Raw genomic sequence first — 22,978 nt, 5'->3', positions numbered from 1 at the left:
AGGAGCGGATCGTTCTCCTCCGTGCCGGCCGTCGGTGTCGACCATCGGTGCCGACTGGTGCTCGGCACGGGGCGGCAGCAGGTCGCAGAACGGCAGCGGGTCGCAAAAGCGGCAGGTCGCAGAGGTCTCGCTGGGTCGCAGAGGTCTCGATGTCCCGACGGCAGCTGGGTGAAGGTGCGTGATGAACGGCGGGGCCGACTCCGATCCGGTGGACCGGGCGTTGCTCCGGGCGATGCTGACGGCCGGGGCCTCCGCCGGCGGGCTCTATGTCCTGGCGCCGGACGAGCCCGTGCTGCAGCTGACCGTCATGAGCGGCCTGCCGGCGCCGCTTCTGGAGCCCTGGGGCCGGGTCGCCCTGGCAGCCCCGATCCCGGTGGCCGTTGCGGCGCGCCGGCAGCGCCTGGTGTGGGCGGCGGGCCATCAGCAGCTGGCGCGTGACTTCCCGCGCACGGCGGTGGCCGTGCCGTACGACTTCGCGCTGGTGGCGGCGCCGGTCGGCGAGGGGGCGGAGTGCCGGGGCGCCTTGCTGCTGCTGTGGCCGACCGGTCATGCGTCGCAGCTGTCGGTGGCCGAGCGCGAGGCGGTGGACGAGGGCTGCCGGCACCTGGCGACGGTGCTGGACGAGAGCCCGCAGACGGGCGGCGGCCCGCCACCGGCCGGTGGGCCGCGCGTGCTGATGGCGCCGCCCGCGCGGCGTGTGCGCCCGGAGGAGGCGCAGGCGGCGGTCGACTACGTGGAGCGGCTGCCCGGCGGCTGCTGCGCGCTGGACCTGGACGGACGCGTCACGATGGTCACGACGGGTGCGGCGGACCTGCTCGGGGAGGCGGAGACCCGTCTGGTCGGATCGCGCCCCTGGGAGAGTCTGCCGTGGCTGGGCGACCCGATGTTCGAGGACCGCTACCGCGCCGCGATGATCAGCCGACGGCCGATGTCGTTCACCGCCTGCCGCCCACCGCACCAGTGGCTCACCTTCCGGTTGTTCCCGGACGGCCGGGGGCTGAGCGTGTGGATCAGTCCCGCGGACCGGGATTCCCGCGCCGCGACGCCCGTCCCCGTGGCGAGCGAGGTCATGCCCGTGCGGGCCGGGCAGATCTACCACGTCCTGCATCTGGCGGCCGCGCTGACGGAGGCCGTGGGGACACGGGACGTCGTCGACCTCGTGGCCGACCAGATCGTGCCGGCCTTCGGCGCCCAGGGCGTGCTCATGTACGCGACGGAGGGCGGACGGCTGCGGACCCTGGGCCATCGCGGGTACTCCGCCGAGGCCGTCGCCGCCTTCGAGGGGGTCGCCCTCGGCGCCGCCAACAGCCCCGCCGTGCACGCCCTCGCCAGCGGGGAGCCCCGCTTCTACTCCAGCCCGGAGGAGATCGAACGGTACTACCCCGGTTTGCCGCGTCTGACGGGCAAGGCGGCGCGGGCCGTGCTGCCGCTGATCGTCTCCGGCCGCCCGGTCGGCTGCTGCATCCTCGCGTACACCCGCCCCCGTACCTTCAGCCCCGAGGACCGCCAGGTCCTCACCTCGCTGGCCGGGCTGATCGCCCAGGCGCTGGACCGTGCCCGGCTGTACGACACCAAGCAGCAGCTCGCCCATGATCTGCAGGCCGGCCTGCTGCCGCACCGGCTCCCCGCCGTCCCCGGGCTCGCCGTCGCCGCCCGCTATCTGCCGTCCACCCGCGGGATGGACATCGGCGGCGACTTCTACGATCTGATCCGCCTCGACGAGGACTGCGTCGCCGCGGTCATCGGTGATGTGCAGGGCCACAACGCCGCGGCCGCCGCCCTCATGGGGCAGGCCCGTACCGCCGTGCACGCCCATGCGTCCGCCGGTGCCTCCCCCGGCGAGGTGCTGGCCCGTACGAACCGGCTGCTCACCGATCTGGACCCGGACCTGTTCACCAGCTGCCTGTACGTCCATATCAACGTCCGCACCCGCCGGGCGTGCCTGGCCAGCGCCGGCCATCCGCCGCCTCTTCTGCGCCGCGCCGGCCGGCCCACCACCGTGGTGGACGTCCCCGCAGGGCTGCTGCTGGGCATCGATCCCGACGCCCGCTACTCCGCCACGGAGACCGATCTGCCGCCGGATTCGGTGCTGGCGCTCTACACCGACGGCCTCGTGGAGACGCCGGGCGTCGACCTCGACCGCTCACTCGCCGAGCTCGCCCAGCGCCTCGACGACGCGCCGAACCTGGGCCCGGACCGCCTCGCCGACGTCCTGCTGAAGAGCCGCCATGCGGAGGTGGACCGGCAGGACGATGTGGCGCTGCTGCTCCTGGCCGCGGAGCGGACCGACCCCGACTGATACGGGGAGAGCCGCGGCGAGGACGGATCAGGCCGCCGCGTCCGGCCCGGACGCGGCGGTGCCGCGCGCGGCACGGTCGTGGTGGATCGGTGTGCCCGAGCCGGTCAGCGGAAGGCCCGTACCACCCTGCCGGGCCGCGACGATCTCCGCCGCGATGGACAGGGCGGTCTCCTCGGGCGTACGGGCGCCGAGGTCGAGGCCGATCGGCGAGCGGAGCCGGGCCAGTTCGCGTTCGGTGACGCCGGTCTCGCGGAGTCTGCGGTTGCGATCCGCGTGCGTGCGGCGTGAGCCCATGGCCCCGATGAACGCGACCGGCAGCCGCAGGGCCGCCTCCAGCAGAGGGATGTCGAACTTGGCGTCGTGGGTGAGCACGCACAGGACCGTGCGGCCGTCGGTCGCGGTCTGCTGGAGGTAGCGGTGCGGCCAGTCGACCACGATGTCGTCGGCGTCGGGAAAGCGGGCCCGCGTGGCGAAGACGGGGCGGGCGTCGCACACGGTCACGTGGTAGCCGAGGAACTTCCCCGTACGCGCCAGCGCCGCCGTGAAGTCGATCGCACCAAAAATGATCATGCGCGGCGGCGGCACGCTCGACTCGACGAACAGCGTCAGCTCGGCGGCGCAGCGCGAGCCGTCCGCGGAGATGCCGAACGTGCCCGTGCGCCCCGCGTCCAGCATGGCGCGGGACTCGCCCACCGCCGTACGGTCCAGCTCCCGATGCCCGCCGAGGGTGCCTTCGGACGAGCCGTCGGGGTGTACGAGCAGCGCCCTGCCGAGGAGTTCGGCCGGGCCCCGGGCCACCCGGACGAGGGCGGCCGCCGCGCCGCCGGCGGCGGCCGCCAGCGCCGCGGCGAACGCCGCCCGGCCCGGTGCGTCCGCGCGCAGCGGCGTGACCAGGACCTCGATGACTCCGCCGCAGGTCAGTCCCACCGCGAAGGCGTCCTCGGTGCTGTAGCCGAAGCGTTCGTACGCCGTTGTGCCGTCCTGAAGCGCCTGGACGCACAACTCGTAGACCGCCCCTTCCACGCAGCCGCCGGAGACCGAGCCGATGGCCGTGCCCTCGCTGTCGACGGCGAGGGCGGCGCCGGGGCTGCGCGGGGCGCTGCCGCCGACGGCCACGACGGTGGCGACGGCGAAGTCCCGGCCCTGCTCGACCCATCGGTGCAGTTCATCGGCGATGTCCAGCATCTCGGTCTCCTCCTGGTTCGTGGGCCGGCGGGGTCGCGGCGGTGGGGCGGACGGGCGGGCTCAGCCGGCCCCGCCACCCGCCTGGAGGACACGGTCGGGCCGGATCGGCAGCTGCCGGTGACGCACACCGGTCGCGTGCCAGACCGCGTTGGCGATCGCCGCCGCGGCGCCCACGATCCCGATCTCGCCGATCCCCTTGATGCCGACCGGGTCGTCCTCGTCGACGTCGTCCACCCAGTCCGCCTCGATGAGCGGTACATCGGCGTTCGCGGCGACGTGATAGCCCGCGAGGTCCGCGCCGACATGGCCGCCCGAGGCCTGGTCCCGGATCGCCTCCTCGTGCAGCGCCATGGAGAGGCCCCAGATCATGCCGCCGATGAACTGGCTCCGGGCGGTGAGCGGGTTGATGATCCGGCCGGTGGCGAAGATGCCGAGCATCCGCCGCACGCGCACCTCACCGGTGGTGACGTCCACGGCGACCTCGGCGAACTGCGCCCCGTAGGAGTGCCGTTCCTTCTTCGTCAGCGTGCCGAGGGCCTGGCTGGTGTCCGAGCGAGCGGTGATGCCCTGCGGCGGAATGTCACCGCCGAGGGCCAGCTGCTCCCGCAGATCGCGCACCGCGGCCGTGACCGCCCAGCCCCAGGAGCGAGTGCCCATCGAGCCGCCGGCGATCATCGCCGGGCCGAAGTCGCTGTCGGCGATGCGCACATGGACGCGCTCCGGTGCCACCTCCAGGGCGTCCGCGGCGATCAGGGTGAGCGCGGTCCGCGCCCCCGTCCCGACGTCCGCCGCGGTGATCCGCACCGTGAACGTCCCGTCGGCCTCCGCCGTCACGGCCGCCGTGGCCGGGCCGGCCAGCACCGGGAAGGTGGCCGTGGCGGTGCCGGTGCCGAGCAGCCAGCGCCCTTCGCGGCGCAGGCCCGGACGCGGGTCCCGGTCCGCCCAGCCGAACCTGCGGGCGCCCTCTTCGAAGCAGGCCGGCAGATTGCGGCTGCTGAACGGCAGCCCGGAGACGGGCCCCACCTCCGGTTCGTTGCGGGCCCGCAGCGCGATCGGGTCCAGGCCGCACTTCTCGGCGAGTTCGTCGAGCGCGGACTCCAGGGCGAACGAGCCGGGCGCCTCCCCGGGCGCGCGGACGAAGGTCGGCGTGGGCACGTCGAGGCGGACGACGCGGTTGACGGTGTGGTGCGCGTCGGCGTCGTACAGGGGGCGCCCGAACCCGGCGCTCTGCTCCACGAACTCATGGACAGTCGACGAGAGGTTCTGCGCCTGGTGGTCGAGGGCGCGCAGCCGCCCGTCGGCGTCGGCCCCGAGCCGGACGCGCTGCGTGGTGGGGCTGCGGTAGCCGACCAGCGAGAACGTCTGACGTCGCGTCAGTACGACCCGGACGGGGCGGTGCAGGACGGTCGCCGCCATCACGGCGAGGATCTGGTGCACCCGCAGGCCCTTGGATCCGAAGGCGCCGCCGACGTGCTCGGAGCGCACCCGTACCGAGGTCGGGTCGAGGGAGAACAGCTTCGCCAGCTCGTCCGCGACCCAGGTGCTGCCCTGGTTGGAGTCGACGACTTCGAGGCGCCCGCTGTCCCAGCGCGCCATCGCCGCATGCGGTTCCATCGCGCAGTGATGCTCTTCGGGCGTGGTGTACTCGGCGTCCACGACATGTGCGGACGCGGCGAGTTCGGCCTCCAGGGCGCCCTTCTCCGTCCGCATGCCGTCGGCGTCCGGCGTGTACGTACCGGGGCGTCCGGCGGCGAACGCGACGTCGTGCGGCTCCGTGTCGTAGTGGACCACCAGCGCCTCGGCGGCCTCTCTGGCCTGCTCGGACGTCTCGGCGACGACCAGCGCCACCGGCCAGCCGACGAACGGCACCCGGTCGTGCTGGAAGACCTCGACGATCGGGTCGGGGCGCCCCAGCAGGCCCAGGTAGTCGCCGTCGACGCGCGGTGCGTTCCCGTGGTGCAGGACGGCGAGGACGCCGGGCATCTCCTGGACGGGGGCGGACTCCACGGACCGGATCCGGCCGCGGGCGATGGTGGACAACACCAGCCAGCCGTGGGCGAGTTCGGCGAAGGGGATCTCGCCGGCGTAGCGGGCCGCGCCGGTGACCTTGGCCAGGCCCTCGATCCGGGTGTGTGCCGTGCCGACGACCCCCGCTGCGGGGGTGGTTGCCGTTGTCGCCGTGGTCATCGGGCGGCCTCCTCGGTGAGCTCGGTCAGCAGGGCAACGACGAGGTTGCGCATCAGCGTCACCTTGTATCCGTTGTGGGGCAGCGCCTCGGCGGCTGCCAGTTCGGCGTCCGCGGCGGCGGCGAACGCTTCGGCGCTCGCCGGTCCACCGGTCAGCAGCCGTTCGGCTTCCCGGGCCCGCCACGGCCGGGAGGCGACCGCCCCGAAGGCGAGGCGCACCTCGCGCACGACGTCGTCCCGGACGTCGAGTGCGGCGGCGATCGAGCCGATGGCGAAGGCGTACGAGGCGCGCTCGCGCACCTTGCGGTAGCGGGAGGTGGCGGCGACCGGAGCCGGCGGCAGGGTGATGCCGGTGATCAGCGCGCCGGGCGGCAGCGCGGTCTCCAGATGCGGGGTTTCGCCCACCGGCAGATAGAACTCCGCAAGCGGCAACTCGCCCGCCCCGTCCGCCGTTTCGTACGAGACGACGGCGTCGAAGGCGGCCAGCGCCACCCCCATGTCCGAGGGGTGGATGGCCACGCAGTGCCCGGAGGCACCGAGGATCGCGTGGTTGTGGTGCTCGCCCTCGATGGCGGGGCAGCCGCTGCCGGGGACCCGCTTGTTGCACGGCTTGGCCAGGTCGGTGAAGTAGCCGCAGCGCGTGCGCTGGAGCAGATTTCCGCCGACCGTGGCCATGTTGCGCAGCTGCCCGGACGCACCGGCCAGGACGGCCTGCGCCAACGCCGGGTAGCGGCGGCGTACTTCGGGATGGGCGGCGAGATCGCTGTTGCTGACCGTGGCGCCGATGCGGAGCCCGCCGTCGCTCGTGACCTCGATCCGGTCCAGGGGAAGTTCGCGTACGTCGATGAGCAGCGCGGGCCGCTCCACCCCGGCCTTCATCAGGTCGACGAGATTGGTGCCGCCGCCGAGAAAACGCGCCTCGGGGTCGGCGCCGAGCAGGGCGACCGCACCGGGGACGTCGAACACGCGCTGATAGCCGAATTCCCTCATGCCGCCGTCTCCTCAGCCTTCTCGTCCGCGTTCTCGTCCGCCTTCTCCGCGGATTTCTTCCCGGCGTTCCCGGCCTCGGCCTCCGCCGCCCGCGCGACCGCCTGCACGATCGACACATACGCGCCGCAACGGCACAGGTTGCCGCTCATCCGTTCCCGGATCTCGTCGGCGGTCAGCGGCGGCACCTCCGCATCGGGGCGCACATCGGCGGTGGCGGCGCTCGGCCAGCCCGCCGCATGCTCCTCGATCACCGCAATGGCCGAACAGATCTGCCCCGGTGTGCAGTAGCCGCACTGGTAGCCGTCGAGGTCGAGGAAGGCCTGCTGCACCGGGTGCAGCCGCTCGCCGTCCGCCACGCCCTCGATGGTGGTGACCTCACGCCCCTCGGCGGCCACCGCGAGCTGGAGGCAGGCGACCGCCCGGCGCCCGTCGAGCAGCACCGTACAGGCGCCGCACTGGCCTTGGTCACAGCCCTTTTTGGTGCCGGTCAGGTCGAGACGCTCGCGGAGCGCGTCGAGCAGGGTGGTGCGATGGTCGACGGGCAGCGTGTGCTTCTCGCCGTTGATGTGCAAGGTGATGGCGCTGGACGTCGATAGGGCCATGATCAGCCTTCTTTCGCGTATCTGGTGCGCGGCGGGCGGCGAGGCGCACGCCTGATGCCGGTCCGGTCAACCGGGGAGTCGAGCGATGCCTGTCACGCGGGAGCGAGGGGTCGGTCGGGACGATCCCGGCAGGGGGATCGGAAGGAGGTGGCGCTGTGCATGGGGGCGTCAGCTCGGGCGCCGACGGCGGGTGCGGTGGGCGAGATGCCGGTTGCGGTGGTCACCGGAGGTCCCCACCGGCCGCATCTGCCGCTATGGTGAGCCCAAGCGGACAACTGTCCGTTAGTGTGAACCTACCGGACAGTTGTCCGGTTAGCAAGACCGGTCCGGCCAGGACCTCCGGAAGGCGGACGCGCTCCCCGGAAAACGGCCGCGATGCCCGGAAGGAGGACGAGTGCAGCAGAGGAAAGACGCGCCACTGCGCTCGGACGCGCAACGGAATCGCGAGCGCATCCTGGAAGTGGCGCTGGCGGAGCTGACCGTCTCGGCCGACGCCCCGCTGAGCGCGATCGCCAAGAAGGCGGGCGTCGGGCAGGGGACGTTCTACCGCCACTTCCCCAACCGCGAATCACTGGTTCTGGAGGTCTACTGCCACGAGGTCCGGCAGGTCTCCGACGCCGCGGCCCAGCTGCTGGAGACCCGCGCACCCGACCAGGCCCTGCGGGAGTGGATGGACCGCCTCGCCCGGTACGCCATGGCCAAGGCCGGCCTCGCCGACGCGATGCGCAAGGCCACCAGCACCCACGGCAGCCTGGCCAAATGGGGCCGCGCCCCGCTGACCTCCGCCGTCACCCTGCTCCTGACGGCGAACGAGGAGGCCGGCACCATCCGCCCGGGGGTGACCCCCGACGACTTCCTGCTCGCCATCGCCGGTCTCTGGCAGATCGACCCGCACGGGGAGTGGCAGACCCGCGCCGGGCGCCTGCTGGACCTCGTCATGGACGGCCTGCGGGCCGGCGCCCCCCGCCCCTGAGCGAGGCGCACCGCCTCAGCGCTGCCCGTTTCCACCCTTGAGCCAGCCCGGCGTGCGGAACGTGCCGCCGTACATCGGGAGCGCTATCTCCTCCCCGTAGCGGGCGAGTTGGTCCCACGGGCGGTTGATGCCCGCGGAGCCGTAGCGGCGGACGCGGGCCACGGCGTCCAGGTCCAGCACGTCGACGAGGATCTCCTCGCCGGTGCCGGCCTGCTGGCGGACGATGCCCTCGGGGTCGACGATGACGCTCACGCCGACGCCGGCCGGGTCGGCGGCGTTGACGTTGACGACGTAGAGCTGGTTGGTCCAGGCGTTGGCGCGGGCGCAGACCAGCTCCATCTCGCGGTCGCGGGTCGTGGTCAGGGTGGGCTGGATGACGATCTCGGCGCCGAGCCAGGCGAGCTGGCGCACCGTTTCCGGGAAGGAACCGTCGTAGCAGATGGCCAGCCCGACACGGCCGGTGCCGGGTATGTCGAAGACCACGAACTCATCGCCGGGGGTGGCCTTTTCGTAGGGCTGCCAGGGGAAGATCTTGCGGTAGCGCGCGACGATCTCGCCCGCCGGGGAGATGGCGAGGGCGGTGTTGTAGACATTGCCGCTCTCGGCCCGCTCGAAGAGGGTGCCCGGGACCATCCAAAGGCCGGTCTCCGTGGCGAGGGCACAGATCCGGTCGGTGAGCGGGCCGGGGATCGGGACGGCGGCCCGTTCCATCCAGTCGGCGGTCGACTGGAGCAGCGGGCTCTCGGCGGCGAGCAGCAGCTCGGGGACGAGGAGGAGCTGGACGTGGGGGAACAGCGCGTGGGTGGCCCAGACCTGGTCCGCGAAGCGCTTCCAGCTCGCATCCGGATCGTGCGCCACGGGTGCGGTCTGGAGGGCGGCGATGGCGAGAGTGTGCATAGGCGGCGTCCGTCCTCGGTAACGGTGACCGGGGCCGCGGGCCGCGGGCCCCGGTAGGCGACCGCCGCATCAGCGGCCGACAGGAGCACCGCAGCAATCGTCACAGAAGTGCACCTGGCCCGCGAGCGCATACCCGTCCGACGCCGGATCGCAAGGGCGTCATACACACTCCTGTGACATCCGCCATAGGAGGACCCGGCGACAACTATGTCGGATAGTAGCCAATACCCCCAGCAGCAAAAGGGATTTTTCCGCCTTGATGGAGAAATAGCCTGCGGGTGAGGCGTCGGCATTCGATCGCCCCGGCTCCGCTCCCCGCGCATTGACCGCATAAGGATTTCTGACGGAGCACCAGCAATGCACGGAAGATCCATCTTTCCGGCAGCACGCCCGCACACCCATGGCAAGAGCCGTTCGCATCTACTATGCAACCTAGTATTCACGCATTCTTGCCCCGCGCGGAAGCGGTCCCAAGAATGACGACCCCACGGCATCCCCGCAGCTCAGTGAGGTCACGCATGACGAAGCACCGCAGAAAGCGGCACTACCGGAAGATAACCGTCGCCACCCTCGCCATCGGCGCCGTCGCCGTGCCCTCCGCCGCCATGGCGTGCTGGAACGGGCAGGGGAACGAGGCCGGTCAGGGCCACGGCCGGTGGGAGAACGCGGCCTTCCGGCACCATCACCGGTCCGGGAAGCACACCTGGAATCCGGAGCCGGCCGCCGCGGCGAAGCACCAGTCGAAGGCCCCCGCCAAGAGTTCCTCCCCCGCTCCCGCGCCCTCTTCCTCTTCCTCGAAATCCGCCGCACCGGCCTCCAAGACCGCGGCCCGCATTCTGGAACTCGTCAACAGCGAGCGCAGCAAGGCGGGATGCTCACCGCTGACCCTGAATGCAGAACTGACCAAGGCCGCGCAGGATCACAGCAAGGACATGGCCGACCACCGGAACATGTCCCACACCGGCTCCGACGGTTCGTCGCCGGGTGACCGGATCACGCGGGCCGGCTACAAGTGGAGCTCCTACGGCGAGAATGTCGCCTACGGCTATTCCACCCCCGAGAGCGTGATGAAGGGCTGGATGGACAGCCCCGGCCACAAGCGCAACATCCTCGACTGTTCCTTCAAGGAAATCGGTGTGGGTCTCGCGCAGCCCAATGATTACTGGACGCAGGACTTCGGCACGGCGCGATAACCGGCCGGCACCGGCCGCGCGCCCGGTCCACCCCCGGGGCGGCGGCCAGGTCACCGCTCCCGGACACCGCTACGCCGGGTCGACCTCGACGACCAGATGACGCGGACCGCGCAGGACCGGGCTGCGCCGGTACGGAGGGGGATCCTCGGTCAGGCGGGGATCGCCGAGGTGCCGGAGCAGCCCGGTCAGCGCGATCTGGGTCTCCAGACGGGCGAGCGGTGCGCCGAAGCAGCTGTGGATGCCGCTGCCGAATCCCAGGTGCTGATTGTCCTCGCGGGTCGGGTCGAAGCGGTCGGGGTCGCGGAAGCGCAAGGGGTCGCGGTTGCCGGAGGCGAGCATCAGGATGAGGGGCGCGCCCTTGGGGACGGTGACGCCCAAGACCTCGATATCGGCCAGCGGGGTGCGTTGCGGCAGCAGCTGGACCGGGGGCTCGAAGCGCAGCAGCTCCTCCACCGCCATGGGCATCAGCGCGGGGTCCTTGCGCAGCCGGTCCAGCTGGTCGGGGTGGCGCAGCAGGGTGAGGACGCCGTTGGTGATGAGGTTGACGGTGGTCTCGTGCCCGGCGATCAGCAGCAGGACCGAGGTGGTCATGAGCTCCATCGGGGTGAACTGCCCGTCCGTGCCGTCGCCGCCGACGAACGCGGAGAGCATGTCGTCGGCCGGCTCGGCGCGCCGCTTCTCGGCGAGCCCGCCCAGATACAGCCCCATCGCCTTGCGTGCCTCCGCAGCCACGCGTTGCCGCTCCGCGGGGTCCTCCCCGGGGGTGGGGTCGAATCCCGCGACGATCGCGTCCGACCATGCGCGGAACTCGGGTTCGTCCTCGGTCGGTACGCCCAGCAGCCGGCAGATCACGGTGACCGGGAGCGGGTAGGCGAAGTCGTCGACGATGTCGATGCGGTCCCTGCCCCGCAGCCCGGCGAGGAGTTCCGTGACGATCCCGGCGATTTCGCCCTGGAGTGCGTCGATGCGGCCCGGGGTGTGCGGCGGTCCGAAGGAGCGCATCGCGATGCTGCGCAGCCGGTGGTGCTCGGGGTCGTCGAGCCCGATGAAGGACGGCATCAGGCCCTCCTCGCCGCCGGCCGTCGGGTCGGGGACGGTGCGGTTACGGCGGTCCGAACTGATCCGCGGGTCGTGGAGCAGCTCCTCGATCTCGTGGTACGTCCCGACCAGGTAGCTGCCGTCCTCCTGTCGTGCCACCCCTTCCTCTCTCAGCTCGGCATAGAGCGGATAGGGGTCGGCGCGGTGCGCGTAGTCGGTGATCCGATGGAACAGGGTGTCCGCAGCCATGGCCGGGGGCTCCTCTTCGCTCTGCGGTGACGGTGGTCTCAGCGGGCCGGTCGCACCAGGGTCAGGCGCCGGTCCGGCAGATGACCGGTGAGCGCAACGGTCGGACCGTGCGAGAGCACCCGCGGTTCCGGTACGTCGGAGGGGACGGGGACCGCGGACTCGGCCTGGTCGGCGGCTCCCGGCGCGGGCGGGAAGGGCGCCGCCGTCTCGATCAGCCGCTGGTAGTACTCCAGCGACTTGGCCTGATTGACGCTCACCGCCGCGGTGACCCGCCCCTTGTAGCCGTAGACGGCGACGAGCCTGGCCTCCCGGAGCGAGCCCTGAGCGATGACCACCTCGTCGGAGAAGGTGGGCACGCCCACGGATTTGATGTTGAGGCCGAACTGGCTGGACCAGAAGGACGGTACGGACAGATGCGGTCGCCGGCGCGGGCCGGGGCTGACCATGTTGTGCGCGGCCACCTCGGCCTGGGCGACGGCGTTGCCCCAGTGCTCCAGGGACAGCAGCTGGTACTCGAAGAGCGGATGCGGGAAGCGGGCCACGTCACCGGCGGCGAAGACATCGTCGGTGACGATCCCGTACATGTCGAAGGCGCGGCACCCCGCGTCGCAGGTCACCCCGCGCGGCCCCGCGGCGAGCCCCGATTCGGCCAGCCACTCGGTGTTGCGGACCGCGCCCAGGGCGATCACGGCAACGTCGGCGTCGATGCGCGTACCGTCGGAGAACCGCGCGCCGGTCAGCCGCCCGTTGCCCTCCAGGGCGGTGACCGTCACTCCGCAGCGCAGGTCGACGCCGTGCGCCCGCTGCAGCCTCGCGGCGAGCACGCCGAGCGTCCCGCCGAGGGCGCCGACGAGCGGCGCCGGGCCACGTTCCACGACGGTCACGTCGAGGCCACGCTCGATGCAGGCCGAGGCGATCTCGGAACCGGTGAAACCGGCCCCGACGATCAGCACCCGCCGCGGCCCGGCGTCGAGACACTCCGCGAGACGGCTCGCATCCCCGCTCGTGCGCAGCGTGAACACCCCGTCCAGGGCGGCCTCGTCGGGGTTCGGCCAGGGCCGGGCACGCGTACCGGTGGCGATCAGCAGCCGGTCGAAGGGCACCTGCGACCCGTCGGCGAGAAGGACCCGCTTCTCGTACGGATCGAGCCCTGTCGCCCGCACACCGAGTCGCCATTCGGCCGCCACATCGAGACGCTGCGGCAGCCCGGTGCGGTCCGCGGGCACCTTGCCGAGCAGCACCTGCTTGGACAGCGGCGGCCGGTCGTACGGGGCCTGGGTCTCCTCCCCGATCAGGGTCAGCGAGCCGGCGAAGCCCTTCGCGCGCAACGTCTCCGCGGCCCGCAGCCCGGCGAGCGACGCGCCGACGATGACGATCCGGCCGTCGCGCGGCTCACCGCTCACCGGGACCCGCCTCCTCGCCGACGACGATGGCCTGCACGGGGCATGCCGCCGCGGCCCGGCGTACCCGTTCCTGCTGCTCCTCCGGGACGACCGGGCTGTACAACAGGGCCTCCTCGCCGTGCAGCATGAACACCTTCGGGGCGAGGAACGCGCACTGCGCATAGCCCTGGCATCGATTGAGGTCGACGACAACATTCATCCCGGCCGCTCCTCCCGTCTCCCGCGCCGCGCCTCGTCGCCTCCTTCCTATTACCGATCAAGGTGCGGTGCAGGCGGTGCTGGTCCGTCGGAGTGTGCAGGCCGTCGCGGCGGCTGCACGCGAAAGGGGCGGGCCGTCGGATGACGGGCCCGCCCCTCGCTGCCGGCGGTCGGTCAGACGCGGTCGGCGGCAATCAGGACGTACTGGAAGGAGCCGTCCTTGTACGAGTTGATGAACGCCTCCTCGATGCCGGTGACCAGGGAGGACGTGGCCCTCAGCTCCCAGTAGGGCAGGGTCGCGGGAGTCAGGTCGATGACCGTCTGCGGTACGAGACGGTTGTCGGCCATGGCGCGCAGGTACTCGCGGCGTGAGTGGATGTTGCACTCGAAGTGCGCGTTGATCTGGGAGACCCACTTCGAGGGCTGGCCGTAACGCGGATTCCAGCAGCCGGTGATGGTCACATAGCGCCCGCCGACCGCGAGGACACGGGAGTGCTCGGCGAAGAGGTCGTGCAGGTCGACGTACATGCTCGACTCGTTGTTCCACGAGGCCGCGGCCTGCCCCGTGTCGAAGGGCGTGTCGAGCATGTTGCACACCCGGGCGCGGACGTGGTCGTCGATGCCGAGTTCACGGGCGCGCTGGTTGGCGAAGTCGGCCTGCTTGGCCGACAGGGTGACGCCCTGGACCTTGCAGCCGAACCGCTGGTGCGCCATGACCATCGAGCCGCCGCGGCCGCAGCCGGCGTCCATGAGGGTGTCGTCACGCCCGATGGCGCCGAGGTGGTCCAAGAGGACTTCGGCCTGTGCCGACTCCAGGCGGTGGAGCTCGGAGATCAGCCTTTTCTCGTACGCGCTGTCGCCAGGGTCCCCGAGGGCGGCGTGGTCGACGTCGCCGATGCCGTAGTGGTGGTGGTAAAGCCCGTCGACGTCACCGAGACGCAGGTTCACGGGCCGGGCTTCCTGGTCCCAGTAACGGGCGATGTCACCTTGGTAGGGCGACGCCGGGGCGGGGACGAAAGCGGAAATGCCGTTGAGGGTGGTGACTTCGGTGCTGGTCACAGATAACTCCATCCTTACCAGAAATCGGGCAGGCTGTATCGATAGGTGTTGGTCTGGTGCCAGTAGTGGTTGCCGTCGAGCCATACGGCCACCCCGCGCAGGAAGCGCAGCACGCTCGGGACGGGGCAGTCGGCGGCCAGGGCGGCGGCTTCGGCTTCGAAGCCGTGCATGAGGTCGTTGTGGACCTCGACCGCCTTGAGGTAGGCCTCCTGGTCGGAGAGGCCCTCACGTTCGGCGATCACCACGGGCAGATTCAGGTGCCGGCCGGGGCTCTTGAGTTCCTTGGTGTACGAGTACAGGTCGTTGACGATGGTGGTGGCGTTGCCCGCGAGCGCGATGACCCGCTGCATGTCGGGCCGGGCGTGCAGGTCCGCCGGCAGTTCGTAGCCGCCGACGGAGTCGGTGATGGTGGGGCAGGGACGGAAGTTGTTGAACTGGCGCATCGCCAGGTACTCCCACACCTCGGGCACATGGTCCGTCTCGGCCCAGGCGGCCTCCGAGAGATACCCCAGGTGCAGACGGGCCATGTCATGCCGGAACCGGTCCGCCTGGGAGGGGGTGGCCAGCTTCAGGAAGTACTCCATGGCGGAGCGGTAGGCACGCCGAGGGGCGTCCGACTGGAGCGACTCCACCCACCCCGGCTCGTACTCCTTCGTCGTGTGCAGCGGGTCGAGAGCCGTGTGCGCCAGCAGGAGGCGGCTGCCGAGACCGACGGGTGAGCCGCCGTGGTCCTCGCAGTAGCAGTCGTCGACCGCGTTCTCGGCGACCATCAGCCGGGCGGCGCTCATCAGGTGGTCGACGGTGGGAGCGTCCGGATGGCAGGCGACCATGTAGCGGCCGACGGAGAAGCCGTCGAACTGGTCCTCCCACTCCGGCGGGTACGCCTGGACCTCGTGCACCGCCCATTCCTTGATCCTGCGGCTGACCTCCTCCACCCGCACCGGGTCGGGCTCCGGCACCGGGTGGTGGTAGAGGCCCGGGATCGGATTGCCCTCCGCCGGCGCCTCGGGCTCCGAGGACACCGGAGGCTCCGCGCGCCGGACCAGATGCAGGCCCGCCGTGCCCAGACCGCTGGGGCCGCGCAGGATCCGTTCCAGAACGGCGTGGGACGGCGTCGCCGCGGCGGCTCCCTCCTCCCCGTGCCGGACGATCAGGTCCTCACCCGGGCCGTCGTCGGGTGCGGACGCGTCCACGGGAACGGCCCCGGTGACCGGTTTGGGGACGGAGGGCGGACCGGGCAGTACGGGCCGCGCGGCGTGGGTCCCGGAGCGGGCCGCGGCGGCAGGCAGGCTCGACGTCAGAGAGGAATTCCCAGGATCGGGCATCCGTGGCTCCTTGGTGAGGTGGGTGGGCTGTCCCGGATCCCGGGCGTCTCGCCCGGTCGGGAAGGTCCGGGCCGTCGTGGCCCTCGGCCGGGGCCTCCCGTCACGCCTGCGGGAGATCTGCACGTTCTGCGCCACGTCGAGCGCATCGGGCTCCGTGACGGCGGCGGAGGAGTAGGTGGTGACCAGGTACGACGCCCGTGGACGCGGCACTCACTCCTGATTGCCGTGATCTTCCTGGGGTGGGCGAGGAAGAGCGTGGTGCCGCAACGGCAGAGCAGCTCGTCGGGATCGTCGGGAGCGGGCGGACCGATTGCACAGCGGCACCCGCGACCGCCGGCGGGAACTGGTCTCCTGCTTCGGTGCTGCAGGCCCGGTCGTGGTGGCGAGGTTGCGGCCGGCCGCGGTGCTCAGACTGGGCTGCCGAGGCGTCTCCAGCTGCGCTTCCAGGCTGGTCTCAACGGTCATCGGGCGAGCTCTCCTTCGCGGGGTGGTGGTCGGCGTACGCGGGACCAACCGATGAAAGAGGAAGGGGCGGATCTCGGGGAATTCATGCGGATACCGGGAACAGTAACGGCGGATACGCCCAGCTCGGCCCGTAGGACCATTGGAGTTACTTCGATGCAGTGATCTAGGTCCGCGCCGGGTTTATCTGACCGGCCAACGGCATTCGGACTATCCGATCGAGAGGGTGTTTGAGACGCGGGAGAGCCACATCCACGGCCCCATCTTCGGTACGCACAGCGCGATATGACGTGACATCAGGCACCGGCACCGTGCGGCCGACGCGATCGGCCGCACGCGATCAGTCCCCCTCGCCACGCGTTCGCCTTCCGCGGAGAACGGCGCACCCGCGGGACGGCTGACCACGGCGAACGGTGGCACGACCCGGCGAAACGGCGCCCACGGCCCACCGGTACCCACCGCTCGGCCGGAGCCCGTCATGCAGCGCTCAACGAGCGGCCACCGCCACAGGAGATGACATCTCCATGCGTGTCAGCTCCTTCACCACTCGTGAGCGAACGGTCCGAATAGTGGGCGTTCACCTCATACACGTCACGAATCCCCGCAGACTCGTGCGGCTTACGAACGTCTCAAAATGAACAGGCACGACCATGAGTCCGACAACCACCAGGTCACCCCAGGGCTCCCCGGAGGCCGTGCAGAACAACGAGCCCGTGTTGTCGCACGGCCTCAAGCAGCGCCATCTTTCGATGATCGCGCTCGGCGGCGTCATCGGCGCGGGGCTCTTCGTAGGATCCGGGGTCGGCATCGCCGCGGCCGGGCCGGCCATCGTCCTCCTCTTCATGGGTACCGGCGCGCTGGTCATGCTGATCATGCGGATGCTCGGCGAGATGTCCGCGGCCCGGCCCTCCACCGGCTCGTTCTCCGTGCATGCCGAGGAGGAAATCGGCTCATGGGCGGGTAGCACCTCGGGCTGGATGTACTGGCTGATGCTCTGCGCCGGCGTGGCCGCCGAGGCCACCGCGGCGGGGACGATCATGCACACCTGGGTCCCGTTCATCCCCGCCTACGGCTGGGTGGCGATCTTCATGGTGTTCTTCTGCGCCAGCAATCTGACCGCGGTCAAGAACTTCGGCGAGTTCGAGTTCTGGTTCGCGGCGATCAAGGTCACCACGATCATCGCGTTTCTGGTGCTGGGTGTGCTCGGCATTCTCGGGGTGTTCGGCAGCGCACCTGGCGCGAGCCATCTCACCGGCCACGGCGGCTTCTTCCCGACCGGCGCCGCCGGGCTCGCCGCGGGGCTGCTGACCACCATTTCCGGGTTCGCCGGGCTGGAGACCGTCACCATCGCGGCGGCCGAGTCCGACCAGCCGAGCCGGAACGTGGCCCGTGCCGTCCGTACCGCCGTCTGGCGTATCGCGGTCTTCTACATCGGTTCCATGGCCGTGGTCGTCACGCTGGTGCCGTGGAACGACCCGAAGATCGCCACGGACGGCCCGTACGTCACCGTGCTCGACCGGCTCGGCATCCCGGCAGCCGGCACGATCATGCAGATCGTGGTGCTGGTTGCGCTGCTCTCCGCGATGAACGCCAACATCTACGGCTCGTCGCGCATGGCGTATTCCCTCGTCAGCCGGGGCCAGGGCCCGCGTTTCCTGGGCAGGGTCACCAGGGGCGTGCCGGCGGCAGCGGTGGTGGCGTCCTGTGTGTTCGGCTTCGCGGCCGTCATCGCCGGGATCGTCTGGCCGACGACCGTGTTCGCCTGGTTGCTGAACATCGCCGGCTGCTCGGTGCTGGTCGTCTGGGCCATCGTCTGCCTCACCCAGCTGAAGATGCGCCGCCGCCTGGAGCGCGAGGCACCCGAGCTGCTCTCGGTGCGGATGTGGGGCTTCCCCTACCTGACCTGGCTGGCGCTCGCCGCCATTCTCGGTGTCTTCGCCGTCATGGCCGCCAACCCGGACGGCCGTCATCAGCTCGCCGGCACCGCCGTCGTGGTGGCGGCGCTGGCAGGCGCGGGCCATTTCAAGCACCGCCGCGACCGGCGGGCCACCGGCACCGCCTGACGAACCAACGCTTCACCTGGTAGCGCCGTCGCGCAGCGAGGGCCCCGGCCGTGTCATGGCACGGCCGGGGCCCTCGCTGCGTGACGGCTACCTCAGGCAGGGCGGCCCTGCCGTGCCGGCCACCTGGTCAGCGACCCGGATCCGGAGCCTCACGCGGGACGGGCGCAGCCTGATCTCCGGTCCGAGAAACCCAGCCGGCGGTGGCGGCCAGGGTACGCAGGACGGTCCCACCGGCGAACACGACCGAGGAGACCGGCCATCCCATCCATCGCGTCAGATCGCTTCGCAGGTCGGGATCGACCTCGACGGTCACCCGGATGTATCTGCTCTGCAGTGTGGTGACCTTGGTGGACCGGGGTGCCGCATCGCCCTGCCCGCGCTGCAGTGCGGCGCGGTAGCTCTCCTTGCGCTGGCTCATGCCTCATCCTGACGCTTGATCAGTTCTTCCGCGAAGTCCATGTACGCCGACCCCTTGGCCTGGACCGGGTTCCCGAAAGACTGGGCGTACAGGTCGAGCCGCGCGATCTGGGTGCCCAGCACCTCGAAACCCCGCTCGGTGAGTGCCTCGCGGGCGTCCGCATCGGGCCCGGTGCGCGTGGCATCGGGACGGTTGGTGCGATTGAGCAGGACCGCCGTGCGGGCCGGCTCGGCACGCAGGGACTGCACGTCCGCCATCTCGCCGTGGATGGGCGCCATCCGGTCCAGTTCGATGGGGGCGGGGGTCACGGGCACGATCCACTCACCGGCGTACCTCATGATGCTGCGTGCGATACGGGGATGGTCCTCCAGCTGGGGCGCATCGAGCACGACGGCCTGCCGGTTGCCGAGGAAGTCGTTCACGCGACGGTGGACGTCCCCCACCGGCAGGGCGATCACCGGAAACGGAAAGCCATTGGCCAACTCGCTCCAGCGCAGCGCGGAAGCGGCCGGGTCACCGTCGACCAGCAGCGGCGACAGACCCGCCTCATGAAGCGCATGGGCCAGCCACACAGCACTCGTCGTCTTCCCGACGCCGGGCTTGAGGTTCACAAACGCACAGCTCAACGGCACGAGAAGAGACAATAACGGCCGCAATCGTCCATTTTCGGTCGGCACGAGGGTGTGGCTTCGTGATTCACCCGCAAGCAGTGAGAGACGTCGGACACCCGGTCCCAGGAGACGGCGCCCCGCAAGCGGGAAGGGCGATCCGCTCTAGCCCAGGAAGCTCAGCCGCACCTGGCGGTGGGGATTGTCGACGTTCGTGTCCACCAGGCAGACCGACTGCCAGGTGCCCAGTTCCATCCGTCCCGCGACGACCGGGAGCGTCGCGTGCGGCGGGACGAGGGCGGGGAGTACGTGGTCGCGGCCGTGGCCGGGGGTGCCGTGGCGGTGGCGCCAGCGGTTGTCGGGAGGGAGGAGGTCCTGGAGGGCGGACAGGAGGTCCTCATCGCTGCCGGCGCCGGTTTCCAGGATGGCGATGCCGGCCGTGGCGTGCGGGACGAAGACGTTCAGCAGGCCGTCGCGGCCGGCCGCGGCTTCCCTGAGGAAGGCGGCGCAGTCGGCGGTGAGGTCGGTGACGGTCTCCGTGGAGCCGGTGGTGAGGGTGAGGGTGCGGGTGGTGAATGCGGTGCTCATGGCTCCATCTTCGTACGGGACCGTGGGCGGGTCGGCAGGCCTGTCCGGGCCGGTCGTCATGCCCGTGCAACAAAGGTCCACCTGCCGAGATGACGTTTGACCCCTCTCCGAGCCCACCGCTACTTTCAGCGACATGCCTTTGTCAGCAACCCTGCTCACCACGCGCGGTCATATCGACCTGCTGCGGGTGGCCTCCGCCGCGTGTTGTCGCGGCCGCTGACGCTTGCGCTGACGCCGTTTCAGCTGCGGTGAGGCCCTGATCGCGCGGCCGGGCGGATGCCCTGAGGCGCTGATGCGCCGATCGCGCGGCCGGGCGGATGCGCCGATGCGCTGACATCTGTGGGGCCCGGGTTGGTCCGCAGGTGCGTTTCCTGGCCGGTTTCTGCCGGAATTCCTCGTTCTTCGCCGCTCGTGTGCGCGGTCGCCTGCCGACCGCCTGGGCGTGCCCCTCCCCCATCCGTGGAGCTCGTATGACGCTCGACCAGGCCGTGCCCGGCCACGCCCCGCCCGATATGTCGTTGAAGGTAGGGAAGGGCCGTGCCGCGCCGTCCTCGCCCGCGCTGGTGCGCGTCCGGCCCGTCGCCGGTCGTCGCCGGACGGTGCCCCGCTGGCTGCGCCGCGCGGCCGGGCCCGTGGGGCTGCTGGTGGTGTGGCAGGTGCTCAGCGCCAGCGGGGCGCTGCCGGCGGACATGCTGGCCTCGCCCGGGACCATTGCCGCCACCGCCGGCGATCTCGTCTCGGACGGGACGCTGCCCTCGGCGATGCTGGTGTCCGTTCAACGGGTCGCCTTCGGACTGCTGTTGGGCGGGGCGGCGGGCATCGTGCTGGCGCTCGTCTCGGGGCTTTCGCGGCTCGGCGAGGATCTGGTCGATGCGACCGTGCAGATGCTGCGGTCCATCCCCTGGGTGGGCGTGATTCCGCTGTTCATCATCTGGCTGGGGATCGGCGAGGCACCGAAGATCGCGCTCATCGCGCTCGGGGTGGCGTTCCATCTGTATCTGAATGTGTACGCCGGGATCCGGGGGGTGGATGCCCAGCTGGTGGAGGCGGGGACCTCGCTCGGGCTCGGCCGGTGGGGGCTGATCCGGCATGTGGTACTGCCCGGTGCGCTGCCGGGAGCCATGACCGGACTGCGCTATGCGCTGGCCACCGCGTGGCTGGCCCTGGTCTTCGGCGAGCAGGTGAACGCCGACGACGGCCTGGGCTTTCTGATGAATCAGGCCCGGGAGTTCTTCCGTACCGACGTGATCATGGTGTGCCTGGTCGTCTACGCGGCTCTCGGGCTCATCGCCGACTTCGTCGTCCGCACGCTGGAAAGGGTGTTGCTGCAATGGCGACCGACGTTCACGGGGCGGTGAGCGCGGCGCGCGCCGACGCCGCCGTCGAGGTTGACTCGCTGGTGCGGGCCTTTGACGGGAAGGCCGTGGTCGACGGCCTCCATCTCAGCATCCGGCCAGGCGAGTTCGTGGCGTTGCTCGGGCGCAGCGGCTGCGGCAAGTCGACGCTGTTGCGGGTGCTGGCGGGGCTCGACCGGGAGATCGAGGGCGAGGTCCTGGTGCCGCGCCGCAAGGCGGTGGCGTTCCAGGCGCCGCGGCTGATGCCCTGGAAGCGGGTGTGGCGCAATGTGCTGCTGGGGCTCCCCGGACGGCCCGAACGGGGCGTTGCCGTAAGGGCGTTGGAGGAGGTCGGGCTCGGCCATCGGGCGGATGCCTGGCCCAAGACGCTCTCCGGCGGGGAGGCCCAGCGCGCATCGCTCGCCCGTGCGCTGGTGCGGGAGCCCGATCTGCTGCTGCTCGACGAACCGTTCGGCGCCCTGGACGCGCTGACCCGGATCAAGGCGCAGCGGCTGGTGGCCGAGCTGTGGCAGGAGCGCGGCTGCGCGGTGCTGCTGGTCACCCATGACGTGGAGGAGGCGCTGTTGCTCGCCGACCGCGCGCTGGTCATGGAGGGCGGCCGGATCGCGTACGAGACCGAGGTGGAGCTGCCCCGGCCGCGCGATGTCACCGATCCCCGCTTCGCCGCGCTGCGCGCCCGTCTGCTCGACCGGTTGGGCGTCGAGGGGGCGACGCAGGCCGCCGGCGGTGGGGCCGGGCCCCGTACGGACGCCGCCGCTCCCCCGACTCGTACCGGCGCCGGGACCGCCCCCGCCGTTCCCTCCGCTTGACCACGAACCACCTCAGCACAGAACGGACACCCCATGAGACCACGACACCTCGCCCCCGCCCTCCTGCTCCCCCTCGCCCTGGCGCTCGCCGGGTGCGGCGGTGCGTCCCGGGCCGACGGCGCATCGGGCGGGACCGGCAGCGGGACCGACGGCAAGGGGTCGCAGACGCTCAACGTCGGCGACCAGAAGGGGGGTTCGGAGGCGATGCTGCGGGCGGCCGGTGAGCTGGACGATCTGCCGTACAAGATCAAGTGGTCGACGTTCACCTCGGGTCCGCCGCTGCTGGAGGCGGTCAACGCCGGGGCCGTCGACGTCGGAGCGGTCGGTAACACGCCGCCGGTGTTCGCCGCCGCCGCGCATTCGAAGATCAAAGTGATCGCGGGGACGCACAGCAGGTCCGACGGCGAGGCGGTCCTGGTGAAGAAGGACTCGCCGCTCAAGCGGCCGGCGGATCTGAAGGGCAGGTCCATCGCGGTGGCGCAGGGCAGCTCGGCCAACTATCAGCTGGTCGCCTCGCTCAAGCGGGCCGGGCTGTCGCCGAAGGACGTCAAGCTGAACTACCTCCAGCCGGCCGATGCCCTCGCCGCGTTCAGCCGGGGGAAGGTGGACGCCTGGGCGGTGTGGGACCCGTACACCTCGCAGGCGCTCGATCAGGCCGATGCCCGGGTGCTGACCACCGGTCAGGGAGTGGTCAACGGGCTGAGCTTCCAGGTGGCCGCGCCCGCCGCGCTGGCCGACAAGAAGAAGGCCGCGCTGCTCAAGGACTATGTGGCCCGGCTGCGGCGGGCGCAGAACTGGGTCTTCAAGCACCCCGGCGCCTGGGCGGAGTCCTGGGCGAAGGAGACCGGGCTGCCGGAGAAGGTGGCGCTGGCCGCGGTCAAGCAGACCCGGGGCACGGGGGTACCGGTCGCCGTGGACAAGGCCGCCATCGCCTCGGAGCAGCGGATCGTGGACGTCTTCGCCGGCCTCAAGCTGATCCCCCGCACCTTCGACTTCGGGTCGTTCGTCGACACCCGCTTCAACGGTGGCCTGCCGCCTTCCGGCACGGCCCCGCGCACCTACGGAAAGGCCAAGTGAG

The 22,978-nt window shown here is 71.2% G+C and carries 22 protein-coding genes; 8 read left to right on the top strand and 14 right to left on the bottom strand.

Annotation, left to right across the window (positions count from 1 at the left end):
- Positions 1-181 precede the first annotated feature (181 nt).
- Positions 182-2,299 carry a SpoIIE family protein phosphatase gene (locus AC5677_RS34195; RefSeq protein WP_497191759.1) on the top strand — a complete coding sequence of 706 codons (2,118 nt, stop codon included), beginning with the start codon at positions 182-184 and terminating at the stop codon, positions 2,297-2,299.
- A gap of 27 nt (positions 2,300-2,326) precedes the next feature.
- Here the strand turns inward: AC5677_RS34195 and AC5677_RS34190 are convergent, their stop codons facing one another.
- From AC5677_RS34190 to AC5677_RS34175, 4 genes are read right to left on the bottom strand one after another with little or no spacing between them, the layout of a single operon-like run.
- The gene (locus AC5677_RS34190) at positions 2,327-3,484 is read right to left on the bottom strand and encodes an XdhC family protein (RefSeq protein WP_497191758.1); all 1,158 of its coding nucleotides are present in this window, start codon (positions 3,482-3,484) and stop codon (positions 2,327-2,329) included.
- Positions 3,485-3,544: 60 nt separating this feature from the next.
- Positions 3,545-5,671 (bottom strand): xanthine dehydrogenase family protein molybdopterin-binding subunit, encoded by a 2,127-nt coding sequence (locus AC5677_RS34185; RefSeq protein WP_497191757.1) that lies wholly within the window; start codon positions 5,669-5,671, stop codon positions 3,545-3,547.
- Entirely contained in the window at positions 5,668-6,660 is a 993-nt protein-coding gene (locus AC5677_RS34180) for an FAD binding domain-containing protein (RefSeq protein ID WP_497191756.1), read from the bottom strand. Before AC5677_RS34180 ends, AC5677_RS34185 begins: the two co-directional genes overlap by 4 nt.
- On the bottom strand, positions 6,657-7,262 hold the full coding sequence (locus tag AC5677_RS34175) for a (2Fe-2S)-binding protein (RefSeq protein WP_497191755.1): 606 nt from the start codon (positions 7,260-7,262) through the stop codon (positions 6,657-6,659). Before AC5677_RS34175 ends, AC5677_RS34180 begins: the two co-directional genes overlap by 4 nt.
- A 394-nt stretch (positions 7,263-7,656) precedes the next feature.
- On the opposite strand from AC5677_RS34175, the gene AC5677_RS34170 reads away from it, so the two are divergent.
- The gene (locus AC5677_RS34170) at positions 7,657-8,235 is read left to right on the top strand and encodes a TetR/AcrR family transcriptional regulator (RefSeq protein ID WP_497191754.1); all 579 of its coding nucleotides are present in this window, start codon (positions 7,657-7,659) and stop codon (positions 8,233-8,235) included.
- A gap of 15 nt (positions 8,236-8,250) precedes the next feature.
- On the opposite strand, the gene AC5677_RS34165 is transcribed toward AC5677_RS34170, so the two are convergent.
- Positions 8,251-9,132 (bottom strand): carbon-nitrogen hydrolase family protein, encoded by an 882-nt coding sequence (locus AC5677_RS34165; RefSeq protein WP_497191753.1) that lies wholly within the window; start codon positions 9,130-9,132, stop codon positions 8,251-8,253.
- A gap of 518 nt (positions 9,133-9,650) precedes the next feature.
- Here AC5677_RS34165 and AC5677_RS34160 point away from each other — a divergent pair.
- Positions 9,651-10,325: a CAP domain-containing protein gene (locus AC5677_RS34160; RefSeq protein WP_497191752.1), complete on the top strand. Its 675-nt coding sequence runs from the start codon at positions 9,651-9,653 to the stop codon at positions 10,323-10,325.
- A 69-nt stretch (positions 10,326-10,394) separates the two neighbouring features.
- On the opposite strand, the gene AC5677_RS34155 is transcribed toward AC5677_RS34160, so the two are convergent.
- The 6 genes from AC5677_RS34155 to AC5677_RS34130 form a co-directional block, all read right to left on the bottom strand.
- Positions 10,395-11,612, bottom strand: coding sequence for a cytochrome P450 (locus AC5677_RS34155; protein ID WP_497191751.1), 1,218 nt, complete (start codon positions 11,610-11,612; stop codon positions 10,395-10,397).
- 38 nt (positions 11,613-11,650) lie between these two features.
- Entirely contained in the window at positions 11,651-13,015 is a 1,365-nt protein-coding gene (locus AC5677_RS34150; protein ID WP_497191750.1) for an NAD(P)/FAD-dependent oxidoreductase, read from the bottom strand.
- Positions 13,005-13,214, bottom strand: coding sequence for a ferredoxin (locus AC5677_RS34145; protein WP_497191749.1), 210 nt, complete (start codon positions 13,212-13,214; stop codon positions 13,005-13,007). The genes AC5677_RS34150 and AC5677_RS34145 overlap by 11 nt, the downstream gene beginning before the upstream one ends.
- Before the next feature lie 173 nt (positions 13,215-13,387).
- Positions 13,388-14,284: a geranyl diphosphate 2-C-methyltransferase gene (locus tag AC5677_RS34140; protein ID WP_497191748.1), complete on the bottom strand. Its 897-nt coding sequence runs from the start codon at positions 14,282-14,284 to the stop codon at positions 13,388-13,390.
- 2 nt (positions 14,285-14,286) lie between these two features.
- Positions 14,287-15,597: a family 2 encapsulin nanocompartment cargo protein terpene cyclase gene (locus AC5677_RS34135; protein ID WP_497191747.1), complete on the bottom strand. Its 1,311-nt coding sequence runs from the start codon at positions 15,595-15,597 to the stop codon at positions 14,287-14,289.
- Complete coding sequence (locus AC5677_RS34130; protein ID WP_497196859.1) at positions 15,570-15,875, bottom strand: hypothetical protein; 306 nt, start codon at positions 15,873-15,875, stop codon at positions 15,570-15,572. The genes AC5677_RS34135 and AC5677_RS34130 overlap by 28 nt, the downstream gene beginning before the upstream one ends.
- Before the next feature lie 834 nt (positions 15,876-16,709).
- On the opposite strand from AC5677_RS34130, the gene AC5677_RS34125 reads away from it, so the two are divergent.
- The gene (locus tag AC5677_RS34125; protein ID WP_497191746.1) at positions 16,710-18,122 is read left to right on the top strand and encodes an amino acid permease; all 1,413 of its coding nucleotides are present in this window, start codon (positions 16,710-16,712) and stop codon (positions 18,120-18,122) included.
- A 127-nt stretch (positions 18,123-18,249) separates the two neighbouring features.
- Here AC5677_RS34125 and AC5677_RS34120 read toward each other — a convergent pair whose 3' ends face one another.
- From AC5677_RS34120 to AC5677_RS34110, 3 genes are all read right to left on the bottom strand, one after another.
- Complete coding sequence (locus AC5677_RS34120; protein WP_497191745.1) at positions 18,250-18,540, bottom strand: hypothetical protein; 291 nt, start codon at positions 18,538-18,540, stop codon at positions 18,250-18,252.
- Entirely contained in the window at positions 18,537-19,217 is a 681-nt protein-coding gene (locus tag AC5677_RS34115) for a nucleotide-binding protein (RefSeq protein ID WP_497191744.1), read from the bottom strand. The genes AC5677_RS34120 and AC5677_RS34115 overlap by 4 nt, the downstream gene beginning before the upstream one ends.
- A gap of 96 nt (positions 19,218-19,313) precedes the next feature.
- Positions 19,314-19,736, bottom strand: coding sequence for a secondary thiamine-phosphate synthase enzyme YjbQ (locus tag AC5677_RS34110; protein WP_497191743.1), 423 nt, complete (start codon positions 19,734-19,736; stop codon positions 19,314-19,316).
- Between the two features lie 133 nt (positions 19,737-19,869).
- On the opposite strand from AC5677_RS34110, the gene AC5677_RS34105 reads away from it, so the two are divergent.
- From AC5677_RS34105 to AC5677_RS34090, 4 genes are all read left to right on the top strand, one after another.
- The gene (locus tag AC5677_RS34105; protein WP_497196858.1) at positions 19,870-19,956 is read left to right on the top strand and encodes a putative leader peptide; all 87 of its coding nucleotides are present in this window, start codon (positions 19,870-19,872) and stop codon (positions 19,954-19,956) included.
- A gap of 250 nt (positions 19,957-20,206) precedes the next feature.
- Entirely contained in the window at positions 20,207-21,094 is an 888-nt protein-coding gene (locus AC5677_RS34100; RefSeq protein ID WP_497191742.1) for an ABC transporter permease, read from the top strand.
- The gene (locus AC5677_RS34095) at positions 21,067-21,900 is read left to right on the top strand and encodes an ABC transporter ATP-binding protein (RefSeq protein WP_497191741.1); all 834 of its coding nucleotides are present in this window, start codon (positions 21,067-21,069) and stop codon (positions 21,898-21,900) included. Before AC5677_RS34100 ends, AC5677_RS34095 begins: the two co-directional genes overlap by 28 nt.
- A 33-nt stretch (positions 21,901-21,933) precedes the next feature.
- Positions 21,934-22,977: an ABC transporter substrate-binding protein gene (locus tag AC5677_RS34090; RefSeq protein ID WP_497191740.1), complete on the top strand. Its 1,044-nt coding sequence runs from the start codon at positions 21,934-21,936 to the stop codon at positions 22,975-22,977.
- Position 22,978: the final 1 nt, after the last annotated feature.

The sequence above is a fragment of the Streptomyces sp. JLSY215 genome (assembly GCF_059682825.1).
The sequence above is the reverse complement of the archived record's forward strand: the minus strand, read 5'-3'. Positions and strand labels throughout refer to the sequence as shown.

Coding starts and splice junctions, on each gene's coding strand:
- AC5677_RS34190 (WP_497191758.1), bottom strand. CDS start 3,484: ATGCTGGACATCGCCGATGAACTGCACCGATGGGTCGAGCAGGGCCGG.
- AC5677_RS34120 (WP_497191745.1), bottom strand. CDS start 18,540: ATGAGCCAGCGCAAGGAGAGCTACCGCGCCGCACTGCAGCGCGGGCAG.
- AC5677_RS34110 (WP_497191743.1), bottom strand. CDS start 19,736: ATGAGCACCGCATTCACCACCCGCACCCTCACCCTCACCACCGGCTCC.
- AC5677_RS34185 (WP_497191757.1), bottom strand. CDS start 5,671: ATGACCACGGCGACAACGGCAACCACCCCCGCAGCGGGGGTCGTCGGC.
- AC5677_RS34140 (WP_497191748.1), bottom strand. CDS start 14,284: ATGGAGTTATCTGTGACCAGCACCGAAGTCACCACCCTCAACGGCATT.
- AC5677_RS34160 (WP_497191752.1), top strand. CDS start 9,651: ATGACGAAGCACCGCAGAAAGCGGCACTACCGGAAGATAACCGTCGCC.
- AC5677_RS34155 (WP_497191751.1), bottom strand. CDS start 11,612: ATGGCTGCGGACACCCTGTTCCATCGGATCACCGACTACGCGCACCGC.
- AC5677_RS34175 (WP_497191755.1), bottom strand. CDS start 7,262: ATGGCCCTATCGACGTCCAGCGCCATCACCTTGCACATCAACGGCGAG.
- AC5677_RS34135 (WP_497191747.1), bottom strand. CDS start 15,597: ATGCCCGATCCTGGGAATTCCTCTCTGACGTCGAGCCTGCCTGCCGCC.
- AC5677_RS34195 (WP_497191759.1), top strand. CDS start 182: ATGAACGGCGGGGCCGACTCCGATCCGGTGGACCGGGCGTTGCTCCGG.
- AC5677_RS34165 (WP_497191753.1), bottom strand. CDS start 9,132: ATGCACACTCTCGCCATCGCCGCCCTCCAGACCGCACCCGTGGCGCAC.
- AC5677_RS34090 (WP_497191740.1), top strand. CDS start 21,934: ATGAGACCACGACACCTCGCCCCCGCCCTCCTGCTCCCCCTCGCCCTG.
- AC5677_RS34145 (WP_497191749.1), bottom strand. CDS start 13,214: ATGAATGTTGTCGTCGACCTCAATCGATGCCAGGGCTATGCGCAGTGC.
- AC5677_RS34125 (WP_497191746.1), top strand. CDS start 16,710: ATGAGTCCGACAACCACCAGGTCACCCCAGGGCTCCCCGGAGGCCGTG.
- AC5677_RS34105 (WP_497196858.1), top strand. CDS start 19,870: ATGCCTTTGTCAGCAACCCTGCTCACCACGCGCGGTCATATCGACCTG.
- AC5677_RS34180 (WP_497191756.1), bottom strand. CDS start 6,660: ATGAGGGAATTCGGCTATCAGCGCGTGTTCGACGTCCCCGGTGCGGTC.
- AC5677_RS34095 (WP_497191741.1), top strand. CDS start 21,067: ATGGCGACCGACGTTCACGGGGCGGTGAGCGCGGCGCGCGCCGACGCC.
- AC5677_RS34100 (WP_497191742.1), top strand. CDS start 20,207: ATGACGCTCGACCAGGCCGTGCCCGGCCACGCCCCGCCCGATATGTCG.